The sequence below is a fragment of the Lysinibacillus sp. EB271-A1-10B genome (assembly GCF_058791335.1).
The window spans coordinates 371,749-384,638 of record NZ_JBYTDL010000003.1; the positions used below are offsets into that span (position 1 = coordinate 371,749).

Genomic DNA, 12,890 nt, shown 5'->3' on the forward strand with positions numbered 1-12,890 from the left:
TTGACCTTGATCAAACGTATAAATTGTTAATTGACTTATTAGAGAAAAAAGAAACAATTAGAGTTTAATTTAACTTTGATTGTTCATGTGAGGAGAAAAACAATGAAAAAAGCAATCATTTTTTTATGGAGCTTTCTACTCCTACTAACCCCTTTTTCTGCTTCTGCTAAAACGGAAGATACTAAACAAAAAATAACAAAGTTTATGGAAGAGTCTTTAGATATGTATAATATTCCCGGCGCATCATTGGCGATATTAGAAAACAGGGAAACGATTTATCAAAATCAATGGGGTATTTTAAGTGATGGTTCAAATGTAACAGCAAACACACCGTTTCTTATCGGTTCTTTAAGCAAACCAATTACATCTCTGGCTATTATGATGTTAGTGGAAGATGACAAAATAAGGCTGGATGAACCGATACAGTCCTATATTCCATCGTTTACCTATCAAACGGACAGTTCAAAACAAATTACAGTTTTGCATCTATTAGAACAAACAAGTGGTATTAGTGAACCTGACGGCCTTAAAGTGACGGACAAGGATTGGCCGAAAGAGGGGGCGATCAATCAAGCTATAAAAGGACTTAGTGGTGTAGCGTTATCTCACGAGCCTGGTGAGGTTTATGAATATAACTCTGCTAACTATTTACTCTTAGGGGCAATTATTGAAAATGTTTCGAACCAAACCTTTTCAGAGTTTTTGAATATGAATATTTTCACCCCGCTTGGTATGGAAAATTCCGCTGCTGATTATGAAAGTGCGGTAGAAAAAGGATACATACCTGGTTTTGAGTCATGGTTTGGTAGACCAGTTGTAAGTGATGGATTTTATGATCATGCAGGAGCACCTTATGGCTATATTGCGTCAAGTTCAAATGATATAGCGAAATTTTTAAAATTTATGTTAGAGGGCGGAGACTTATTATCAGAACAAAACCTTGAGTTATTAAAAACTTCTCCAGAAGAAGGTAAAACATACGGTTACGGTTGGCATTTTTCTAAAACAGAACATTTCCCTTTCCATGGAGGAGCAACATCTGATTTTAGATCGCAAATGTTTTTTATACCTGAAGAAAATATTGCAGCAGTACTTTTAACCAATAAATATAATTTTATAGAAGATGCTCAAGTTTCTCATATAATGAATGGAATTCGATCCATCCTGAACGGAAAAGGACCAGATGAATTGCCTGTACAAAGCTATAGTATCCAATTGAGTATACTGGGAGTTACATTACTCTTAGCTATTTTTACGATTATCCATTTCTTCAGACTTAGAAGAAATAAGGTTCTAAACAAAAAATTACCGTTCACTGTTGGAATCATTTCACTCCTCCTAGCTGTGGGATTGATCCCACTATTTGTTTATGTTATAGGTACCCCATGGAAAAGTATTAGGTTCTTCGCACCGGACATATCATTATTAATCTATTGTTTGGTAGGAATATTTGCTCTTAATGGAATTATGACTTTAATTATAACAATTCTTAAAAAGAAAATTACCTAAGCATATCCTTGGGCAAAATACTAAAAAAATATTCAATTATAAGCGCGCTTTAATTAGCAAGGATCACAAAAATTATCAAACGTTTTTATAAAAGGATGATACAATTATGAGGTTTATTTCAATTTATAGAAGGTCATCCGATGTTTCAACGAGTAAAATAGTTTGTGAAATAACGCACTTAAACTCCCATGAAAGAACTTAACCATCTTTCATTTTCTGTGGTGTGGCGCTGGTTTTTGCGCTACATGGATGGCTAACGGGTACTTCAGTTAAATATTCCATTTGCAAAATATCAAACATAAAACAGAGTTGATTCTACACATTTTGTAGATTAACTCTGTTTTTATGTTTTATCTGCAACAATCTTTTAGAAAACAGCCTAAAAATAAATCAATTTATTATCACTCTACAATTCTCCCATCTTTAGATTGAATAAGTTAGCCAAAGCACAAAGCTGATTAGTTTCAATTTACATAAAAAAGCCCAGCTCTCACAAGGAGCTGGGCTAGAAAATCAATTTTATTTCTCTTCTTTTTTGACCGTGAAGACATGTGAAATGGCACCGTCTGTAGCAATATCTACTTTAAAGGAGCCATTGGAATGTCGATCTGCTCGAGTTAATGCTTGTACGTCAAGGATTTCTTGAACGCCTTTTTCCGTCTCGATCGTTAGCTGATCCTCATTTGTTACTTTTACGACAGCCACGATTCGATGCGGGTTCGATTTTAACTCTGTTAATACTTTTAAGCCGCGTTTTGCACGGCTAGTCATTTCTACTTCGGCTACATTCATTTTCTTCACAGCACCGCGTTGCGTAACAATTGCCACATAGGACGTTTCATCTGGCGGTAAAACATTGATGCCGACTAATGCTTCTCCGTCTTTCAGTGCAATCCCTTTGACGCCACCTGTTTTCACACCTGTTACTGGTAATTCCTCGATTGGGAAACGAATTGCATAGGCAGTATCTGTCGTTAACATTAGTTCTACCTCGTCCGTCACAATACTTGCAAAAATCATTTCATCGCCTGACTTGACATTCATCGTTTTTATCGGCTTCGAATAGCGTGTTACAGCATAATCTGCTACAGATGAGCGTTTAATTTGTCCATCTTTCGTAGCCGTTAAAATATACGTATTGGCCTGTTCGAATGTCTCAAAACCATATACAGCAATAATAGATTCATCTTCTCCGGTTGGCACAATACTTGAAATATGCTGACCAAGATCCTTCCAACGAATATCAGGTAGCTCATGGACAGGCTGATAAATATAATTGCCTCGATTTGTGAACAGCAGTAGATGATGCTGTGTATTTAAATTTGCTTCATATAATAAATAATCGGAATCCTTCATTGCAAAATCCTGACCGTTTGAAGCTGCATGTGAACGCGTAGATGTTCGCTTAATATAGCCATCCTTTGTAACAGTCACTACGACCTCTTCACTTGGTACAAGGACATCTAACGTAATTTTAATTTCTTCAATTTCTTGCTCGATTTTTGAGCGACGAGGCTCTGCAAAGCGCTTTTTAATGTCGAGCAATTCTTGTTTAATGACACGTATAAGCTTTGCTTCACTATTAAGAATCCCTTCAAGCTTGGCGATCAGTTTATTTAGTTCATCTTGTTCATTGCGAAGCTCTGTAATATCTGTATTCGTTAATCGGTATAATTGCAAGCTAACGATTGCCTCTGATTGTACTTCTGTAAAGTCAAATTTCGCCTGTAAATTCGTTTTTGCATCTCGTTTATCATTCGACGAACGAATCGTTGCAATGACTTCGTCTAAAATAGACAATGCCTTTATCAAGCCTTCAACTATATGCGAACGATCTTTAGCTTTTTGCAAATCATAAATAGAGCGGTTCGTCACGACTTCCTTTTGATGGGCAATATAAGAATCCAATAGCAATGGCAATGTCATCATTGTCGGACGACGATTATGGATAGCAATCATATTAAAATTATAGGCTACTTGTAAATCAGTTGTTTTAAACAAGTACTGTAAAATCCCTTGTCCTGGAACATCTTTTTTCAGCTCAATGACAACACGTAGGCCAGTACGATCTGATTCATCGCGAATTTCTGCAATTCCTTCCAGTCGTTTATCCACGCGCTGCTCATCGATTTTCTTCACAAGATTTGCTTTATTGACATCATACGGTAATTCCGTAATAACGATTTGCTCTTTGCCACCTTTAATTGGCTCAACGGCAGCTTGAGCGCGCACAATAATTTTACCGCGTCCAGTCTCATATGCTTTTTTAATACCGTCGACACCTTGAATAATCCCACCTGTTGGGAAATCAGGACCTTTAATAACGGTCATTAATTCATCAACAGTGGAGTTTGGCTTATCTAAGCGCATAAGAACACCGTCTAGTACCTCATCAAGTGCGTGAGGTGGAATGTCGGTCGCATAACCGGCCGAAATACCCGTTGAACCGTTGACTAATAAGTTCGGGAAACGAGCTGGTAAAACAGTCGGCTCCATATCCTGATCATCAAAGTTTGGTACAAATTCAACGGTTTTCTTGCCAATATCGCGGAGCATTTCCGCTGCAATAGCAGAAAGCCTTGCCTCTGTATAACGCATCGCTGCTGGTGGGTCACCATCAACAGAGCCGTTATTCCCATGCATTTCAATCAACATATGGCGCGCCTTCCAATCTTGACTCATGCGCACCATTGCTTCATAGACTGAGCTGTCACCGTGTGGGTGGTAGTTACCGATAACATTACCGACAGTTTTGGCTGATTTACGGAATGGTTTATCGTTCGTATTGCCCTCTGTAAACATCGCATATAAAATACGTCGTTGCACAGGCTTAAGACCGTCACGTGCATCTGGCAACGCGCGGTCTTGAATAATATATTTACTATAGCGACCAAAGCGGTCACCCATTACTTCTTCTAAAGGTAAATCTTGATACTTTTCCGTACTACTCATGCTTGGTCCTCCTCTTGTTGGATGAATTCATTTTCTAAAATATTTGAATCATCCTCCATACCGAAGTCTACATTAGCTTCGATCCATTTACGGCGTGGCTCTACTTTATCGCCCATTAATGTTGTCACACGTCTTTCAGCACGTGCACCATCTTCAATCGTTACACGAATTAATGTACGCGTATCAGGGTTCATCGTCGTATCCCACAGCTGGTCAGCATTCATCTCACCAAGACCTTTATAGCGCTGTAATATGTAACCCTTTCCAACTTTTTTAATGGCCGTTTGTAAATCATTTTCGGTCCAAGCATATTCAATCACTTCTTTTTTACCAGTGCCTCTTGATATTTTATAAAGCGGTGGTAATGCGATAAATACCTTTCCAGCTTCGATCAATGGTCGCATATATCGATAGAAGAACGTTAGCAGCAACACTTGAATATGCGCTCCGTCCGTATCGGCATCGGTCATAATCACGACTTTGTCATACGCTGCATCCTCGACCGAGAAATCTGTTCCGACGCCAGCACCAATAGCATGGATAATCGTTGAAATCTCTTCATTTTTCATAATATCCTGAAGCTTTGCTTTTTCAGTATTAATAACTTTACCACGCAATGGTAAAATCGCTTGGAACGTACGATCTCGCCCTTGTTTTGCAGATCCTCCTGCAGAGTCCCCTTCGACTAAATACAGCTCGTTTTTCGCCGCATTTCGTGATTGTGCAGGTGTTAATTTTCCGGAAAGAATCGTACTGCCTTTTTTGCTTTTCTTGCCGTTTCGTGCATCTTCCCGTGCTTTACGAGCGGCTTCACGTACTTGCTGCGCACGAATAGCTTTACGCACAAGAGATGCAGACAATTCAGCGTTTTCTTCAAGCACATATAAAATTTGCTCCGAAACAACACTATCTACCGCTGAACGTGCCTCACTAGTTCCGAGCTTACCTTTCGTTTGACCTTCGAATTGTAGTAAATGCTCTGGTATACGAACAGAAACAATCGCAGCTAAGCCCTCACGAATGTCTGTCCCTTCAAGATTTTTATCTTTATCTTTTAATAGGCCAATTTTTCGCGCATATTCATTGAAAACACGTGTTAACGCAGACTTGGCACCTGTTTCATGTGTACCACCATCACGAGTACGAACATTATTAACAAATGAAAGGATTGTTTCTGAGTAACCATCATTGAATTGGAAGGCGAATTCTACTTCAATATCGTCTTGAATCCCTTCCACATACTTAACAGGATGCAGGACATCCTTCTCCTCATTCAAATAAGCAACGAAAGCTTCAATGCCGTTCTCATAAAAGAAAACATCACCTTTGCCTTCCTCGCGTTCATCAATTAGCTCAATTTTCAAGCCTTTTAATAAAAATGCGGACTCTCTTAAACGTTCTGCAAGCGTATCATAATTGAATTTTGTTACAGAGAAAATTGTGTCATCTGGTAGAAAATGTACATGTGTTCCTGTCTGTTTTGTTTGTCCTATTTGTTCTAATGTTGTAACAGGATGGCCACCGTTTTCAAAGCGTTGACGATACTTTTTACCGTCACGATGAATCGTTACTTCTAAAAAAGTGGATAAAGCATTTACAACAGAAGAACCTACACCATGTAAGCCACCACTTGTTTTATAGCCACCTTGCCCGAATTTACCACCAGCATGTAAGACAGTAAAGATAATTTCGGGAGTGGGTTTCCCCATCTTATGCATACCTGTTGGCATTCCACGGCCGAAGTCTCGAACGCTGATACTTTGATCTTTATGAATATGGACAATGATATGAGAACCAAAGCCAGCCAGTGCTTCATCCACCGCATTATCTACGATTTCATATACAAGGTGATGAAGTCCACGGCCATCTGTAGAACCGATATACATGCCGGGTCGTTTTCGTACCGCTTCTAATCCTTCTAATACTTGAATGGCGTCATCATTATAGACGCTTGGTGACTGTTTATTCGCCAAAAAATTCCCCTCCAAAAAACAAAACGCATGTTCTATTTATGTTCTCTTCCTAATAATAATAGCATTTCCTGTCAATAGCTAGTGACAGACCCAATAAAATTTTAAAATTTCCTCACAGCTTTGTCGTTTTGAGCATGTTACCGGAAGAAAAAGTTGCAATATATGCATTATTATGTATTCCTAACTATCCTATTCCCTAGACGCAGGATCATAAACATTAGTTCCATAAATAAAACAACATATGGCTAACTTCTGGTCATTTCTCTCATTCAAATCGATGCCGATCGGTATAGGTTTTGGTCTTCCATACAGAAGCATTTGAAAATCCACTGAAAAATATACAATACAGTACTTCATAGCTTCCTTCTGTCTATTTGAAAATTCATACTAACTTACTCTAGAAATTAAAGATAGACTTCTATTCTACCAAAGGAATGGATGATTGACAAAATTGCCTTTTTACCTATATTTTTAGAAAGGGCTTTCATGCTGCCAACATGAATCATGTCAAAAAGCCTAACATATAATCAAATACATATTAAAATCCTTGAAAAATAGTTATCTTTTATAATGAATTCAAGATACACGAAGAAATCTCCTTCATGTCATTGTAGATTGTAGAGAAAAAGTGTAGAATATTTATTACATATTATTAGTACCAAGTAATAATCAATGAATGAAAGGAGTCCAGCTATGCTAAATGGACTTATTATTTTATGTGCTTATCTAATCGGCTCTATACCTTCGGGATTATGGGTAGGCAAAATTTTTTATAAAACGGATATTCGTGAACACGGAAGTGGAAATTTAGGTGCGACAAACACATTTCGTATTTTAGGAAAAAAAGCGGGAATAGTCGTAACAATTATGGATGTCTTAAAAGGTACAGCAGCCGTATTACTTGTAGCTCTTCCTGTCTTCTCTGACGTCTCCATTCACTCGCTAATTCTTGGACTAGTAGCCGTTGTTGGTCATATGTTCCCTATCTTTGCAGGTTTCCGCGGTGGGAAAGCAGTGGCAACATCAGCAGGTGTACTCTTAGGTTATTCATGGCCTCTATTTATCTTACTATTCATCGCTTTTGTTGTAACATTAAAAATAACGAAGATTGTAAGCTTAACTTCGATGATTGCCGCTTTAGTAGCACTTATTTATTCAATCGTTTATTATTTTGTTACAGGTGATTTTGCGTTAGGTATTTTAGTAGCTTGTTTATTTACCTTTATCATGTATCGTCACCGAGCAAATATTGCCCGCATTAAAAATGGTACTGAACCAAAGGTAAAATGGCTGTAACGAAGAGAGGAGCATTCTAATGAATATCACACTAACAGATAAAGCCCTACAATGGTTTAAACAAGAAATGGAAGTAGAATCCGGAGATACTATTCGTTTTTATGCTAGATATGGTGGTTCCAGTCCTTTTCACGAAGGGTTTTCTCTTGGAATGACACGTGAAGAACCAATCGAAATTGGTGTAAAGACGGTTATTGACAATGTGACCTACTATATTGATGAAAAAGATTTATGGTTCTTCAATGACCACAATTTAAATGTAGATGTGGATGCTACTAATGATGAACTAAAATATACGTATACAAAATAAAGCAGTGTTTCCTTTCTTTATACGAAAGGAACACTGCTTTTTTCTATGAAATCACTTCCAACCTTAGTTTATCTTCTCTCAAAGTTGTACATTCTATATTTATGTAAAAACTTGAGGAGGAAAGAACATGTCTATTTCTAAAATTGCTGATACCTCCCAAAACAACGACCAACTATATAGTTCTCTTTCTCAAAATTTAAAGTTGATAAAAAACACACTGGGGAATAGTAATGACCTTGTCATACGAGAAATAACAATTGGAAAAGCTGAAAAATATACGTTAGCAATCATTTATATAGATGGCTTATCCGATAAAATAAGTATTTCTAATGCTGTGATTGATAAACTAATGCTTGATATTGAAGATCATCAAGATACAGAAATAGAAAAGATTATTCGATATTTGAAAGATTCTTGTTTAACAGCCGGAGATGTGAATGATATTTTCCATTTTTCAGCACTGTACAATTCTATTTTTAACGGTGATACGGTCATCTTATTAGATGAATCTTCAACTGGTATCGTGACAAGTACACAAGGTGCAAAAGATAGAGCCGTTATGGAACCAGCCACAGAGTCGGTTATTAGAGGTCCTAGGGAATCATTTACAGAAACATTACGTACGAACACGGCCCTGATCCGTCGGAAAATTAAAAGTCCAAACCTTTGGATCAAGACCCGGATTGTCGGTGAAGTAACAAAAACGGAAGTTGCAGTTATGTATATAAATGACATTGCCAATGAGAAAATAGTAGCAGAGGTTCTTGCCCGATTAGATCGTATTAATATTGATGGTATCTTAGAAGGCGGCTACATCGAAGATTTTATTCAAGATAACAAATTCACTATATTCCCTACAATTTATAATTCTGAACGGCCTGATGTTATTGCTGGTGAGCTATTAGACGGTAAAATTGCTATTTTAGTGGACGGTTCACCGTTTGTCCTCGTTGTGCCAGCATTATTTACATCCTTTTTACAATCTGCTGAAGATTATTATCAGCATTGGATGATCAGTTCACTTGTACGCATTTTGAGATTTTTTGGAATTGCCCTTGCCTTGGTGGCACCATCACTTTACGTAGCAATCACCACCTTCCATCAAGAAATGCTACCGACTCCTATGCTGATCAGTATTGCGTCTCAACGAGAAGGAGTCCCCTTCCCTGCCGTTGTGGAGGCACTCATTATGGAGATTGCCTTTGAGGTATTAAGAGAAGCAGGTCTTCGAATGCCAAGAACCATTGGACCAGCCGTGTCCATTGTTGGAACATTAGTAATCGGTCAAGCTGCTGTAGAAGCAGGAGTTGTATCAGCCGTAATGGTCATTATTGTAGCCTTAACAGCCATTTGTAGCTTCTTGTTCCCTGCCTATGGCTTATCCAATACAGTTCGTGCTCTTCGTTTCCCATTAATGATTGTATCAGCAATCGTTGGATTATATGGTTTGATGTTTGGCCTGATGATCATCCTACTACATTTATGCAGCATACGAACTTTCGGTGTCCCATATTTAAGTCCATTCGGCCCATTAATTTTAAAGGATCAAAAAGATGCACTTGTGTTGTTCCCGCGTAGAGCTTTATTGACTCGACCACGCTTAATTAGTAACAAAAACACTGTCCGAGGTCATAAATATTTTAATACGAAAAAAAGGAATTAAAAGAATGTGTAAACGAGGAATATACTATGTCAAAATGTAAGGCACTATGTTTACTAATGATTCTTTCTATACTTTTGAGTGGTTGCTGGAGTAAACGCGAACTCAATGAATTAGCAATTGTCGCGGCATTAGGAATAGATAAAGTAGATAATGAATTTGACATAACTGTTCAAGTTGTAATTCCTGGTGAAATCTCTTCCAAACAGCCTACTTCAGGACGATCACCGGTTATTACCTATCATTCAAAAGGTGCAACAGTTTTTGAGGCCATAAGAAAAATGACAACATTAACAGCTCGAAAACTTTATTTTTCTCATCTTCAAATAGTTGTGCTCGGCGATGAATTAGCTAGAGAAGGGATTGGCAAGCCGTTAGATTTAATTTCAAGAGATCATGAATTCCGAAATGATTTCGATGTCATCGTTGCTCATGACGCGACTGCCGAAGAAGTTTTAAATGTATTAACACCTATCGAAAAAGTACCAGCTATTAAAATGCTAAATTCTCTTAGAACGTCGGAGAAAACATGGGGTACAACCCAATCCATTAAAATAGATGAATTAATCAATACTTTAAATACCAAAGAAACAAGCGTAGTCATGTCTGCCATTGAAATTCATGGAGATAAAAGTGTGGGAATGGAGCAAACGAATGTTAAAAAATCAAAGTCATCTGCGGTCTTGAAGTACGCGGGCTTAGCAGTTTTTAAAGAAGATAAATATATTGGGCTTTTAACGGAAGATGAGAGTAGAAGCCTAGGTTTTTTAAAGGACAAAATAGAAAGTACAATTGAAACTCTTGCTTGCCCTAAGGGAGGTACTCTATCAACTGAAATTACACACTCAAAGACAAAAATAAAAGGTAAATTTAAAAATGGATCACCCAAAATCAATGTTGCTATAGATGTTAACCAAAATGTCGGAGAAGTTGAATGTGATATAGACCTTACAAAAGAAAAATCGCTTCAATACGTCAATAAAAAAACGGCAGAACTTATTAAAAAACGAATCGAAAAAACAATCAGTACAGTTCAGCAAAGTTATCGGGTCGATATTTTTGGATTTGGTGAAGTACTGCATCGCACAAATCCGAAAGAGTGGAAAAAAATAAAAAAAGATTGGCTAACCATATTTCAAGAGCTACCAGTTAAAGTCGAAGTACATGTCAACACGCAAGGCTTAGGGACGATGGAAAACTCATTAGTGAATAAGTCGGAGGGAAAATAAACTATGATGATGGCAATATTCATACTAATTATTTCTGCTGCTATAGCCTTTGCCTTTATTCCAACATTAAAAAAAAATAAAGAAACGAAAACGATCGTTATTTTTTCGATTTTTTTATTGCTTGGTGCCGCATTAAATATTGCGATCTTATTAAAGGTCAAAATACCGAGCCCACTAGATTTGATTACTTATATTTTTTCACCTATTAAAGATTACATCGTCTCACTAACTAAGTAATAAGGCAATATTATGTTAAGAAAAAAGGGGTAGTTCATGATGGAAAAAGAAATCATTAGTTCAAGACAATTTATGATCATTACCCTTCTTTTTTCAATTGGTACAGCTATTTTAATTATCCCTGCAAGTGTTGCCAGTGAAGCAAAGCAAGATGCATGGATTGCAGCGATTATTGGTGTCGTTATAAGTTTGCCCATATTAAAGCTTTTCGTTGCTTTAGGAAATAAAACACCCACCCTTACATTTGTAGAAGCTAATGAAAAAATATTAGGTCGTTTTTTCGGAAAATTCACTGCAATCGGCTTTATACTTATATCTTTACTTTCTGCCGGTGAATTATTATATTTCATTGGAATTTTCATGAAAACGGAAATAATGCCTGAAACACCTACGATGGCGTTTGCATTTCTGTTCAGTATTATTATCATTTATGCTGCATTTTTAGGAATTGAAGTTTTTGCCCGTTCTGCAGAGATACTATTTGCAATATTTACTTTAATTTTTATTTTCTTTGTCCTTTTTATTGCACCCTCCATCCAGATTGAAAATATACAGCCAATAATGGAAGCACCAAAAAAATCATTATTCTTTAGTATCATTCGATTTATAAGTCTTTTTTCATTCCCAATTGTCGTATTATTAATGATTTTCCCTTCCGCAGTTAACGTCCAGAAATCTGCGCAAAAAGGGTTTTACATTGGCACAATTTTGGGAGGAATTGTCTTAATTACGATCATCACACTATCGATCCTTGTCCTTGGCCCGGCAAATACTGCTTCACGGACATTCCCTAGCTATGCATTAGCCCAAAGAATTTCAATCGGGAACTTTTTACAACGTATGGAAGTAATTATGGCAGCCATGTGGATTATCACTATTTTTATTAGAACTTTTATGTATTTTTATGCTTCGGTTATCGGGATCGCACAATTATGTAAAATTAAAAATCATCGACCACTCATTTTTCCACTCGGCATGATTATCCTTGGACTTTCACAAATTGTTCATCCAAATATTATTCATTCAGATATTTACAATAGAGATATATGGCCTATATTCGCATTCATTTTAATGATCTTATTGCCATTACTATTATTACTTGTCGCTAAGATTCGTAAAATCAATGGTAATCAAGGAAATAATACGCAATGTAATAGCGGTACGCAAAATCAAAATGGAAATACTACACAAAGTAATAGTAGTAGCAATGGCGGGAATGCTTCTCAAAGTGCTAGTTGTAGTAATAACGATAGTTCTGCCCAAAGTGCAAGTAATAACAATACTTCTACTCAAAGTGATTGTAACGGTAATGGTGGGAATGCTTCTCAAAGTACAAGTAGTGACAGTGGTGGTAACGCTTCTCAAAGCGCTGATAGTAGCAATAATGACAATTCTGCTCAAAATACAAGTAATAGCAATAATTCTACTCAAAGCGATTGTAACGGCAATGGTGGTAATCCTTCTCAAAGTACAAGTAGTGACAGTGGCGGGAATGCTTCTCAAAGTGCTGATAGTAGCAATAATGATAGTTCTGCCCAAAGTGCAAGTAATAACAATACTTCTACTCAAAGCGATTGTAACGGCAATGGTGGTAATCCTTCTCAAAGTACAAGTAGTAGCAATAATGACAATTCTGCTCAAAATGCAAGTAATAGCAATAATTCTACTCAAAGCGATTGTAACGGCAATGGTGGTAATCCTTCTCAAAGTACAAGTAGTGACAG

Annotated in this window: 9 protein-coding genes; 7 read left to right on the forward strand and 2 right to left on the reverse strand. The window is 37.1% G+C overall.

What is annotated here, in order from left to right:
• Positions 1 to 102: 102 nt before the first annotated feature.
• Entirely contained in the window at positions 103 to 1,509 is a 1,407-nt protein-coding gene (locus AC3WSK_RS07065) for a serine hydrolase domain-containing protein (RefSeq protein ID WP_427483643.1), read from the forward strand.
• Positions 1,510 to 2,028: 519 nt separating this feature from the next.
• Here the strand turns inward: AC3WSK_RS07065 and parC are convergent.
• Both parC and parE read right to left on the reverse strand, forming a co-directional pair.
• On the reverse strand, positions 2,029 to 4,461 hold the full coding sequence (gene parC / locus AC3WSK_RS07070) for a DNA topoisomerase IV subunit A (protein WP_079561879.1): 2,433 nt from the start codon (positions 4,459 to 4,461) through the stop codon (positions 2,029 to 2,031).
• Complete coding sequence (gene parE / locus AC3WSK_RS07075) at positions 4,458 to 6,434, reverse strand: DNA topoisomerase IV subunit B (RefSeq protein ID WP_079561880.1); 1,977 nt, start codon at positions 6,432 to 6,434, stop codon at positions 4,458 to 4,460. Before parE ends, parC begins: the two co-directional genes overlap by 4 nt.
• 693 nt (positions 6,435 to 7,127) lie before the next feature.
• On the opposite strand from parE, the gene plsY reads away from it, so the two are divergent.
• From plsY to AC3WSK_RS07105, 6 genes are all read left to right on the forward strand, one after another.
• A complete protein-coding gene (plsY, locus tag AC3WSK_RS07080; protein WP_079561881.1) occupies positions 7,128 to 7,730 on the forward strand; it encodes a glycerol-3-phosphate 1-O-acyltransferase PlsY in 603 nt (200 codons plus the stop codon).
• Positions 7,731 to 7,749: 19 nt separating this feature from the next.
• Positions 7,750 to 8,040: a HesB/YadR/YfhF family protein gene (locus AC3WSK_RS07085; RefSeq protein ID WP_079561882.1), complete on the forward strand. Its 291-nt coding sequence runs from the start codon at positions 7,750 to 7,752 to the stop codon at positions 8,038 to 8,040.
• 127 nt (positions 8,041 to 8,167) lie between these two features.
• The gene (locus tag AC3WSK_RS07090) at positions 8,168 to 9,703 is read left to right on the forward strand and encodes a spore germination protein (protein WP_079561883.1); all 1,536 of its coding nucleotides are present in this window, start codon (positions 8,168 to 8,170) and stop codon (positions 9,701 to 9,703) included.
• Between the two features lie 26 nt (positions 9,704 to 9,729).
• Positions 9,730 to 10,929 carry a Ger(x)C family spore germination protein gene (locus tag AC3WSK_RS07095; RefSeq protein ID WP_079561884.1) on the forward strand — a complete coding sequence of 400 codons (1,200 nt, stop codon included), beginning with the start codon at positions 9,730 to 9,732 and terminating at the stop codon, positions 10,927 to 10,929.
• 3 nt (positions 10,930 to 10,932) lie between these two features.
• Positions 10,933 to 11,166: a hypothetical protein gene (locus tag AC3WSK_RS07100; RefSeq protein WP_079561885.1), complete on the forward strand. Its 234-nt coding sequence runs from the start codon at positions 10,933 to 10,935 to the stop codon at positions 11,164 to 11,166.
• Positions 11,167 to 11,202: 36 nt separating this feature from the next.
• The coding region (locus AC3WSK_RS07105) for a GerAB/ArcD/ProY family transporter (RefSeq protein ID WP_492413292.1) at positions 11,203 to 12,890 on the forward strand (1,688 nt) is incomplete at its 3' end.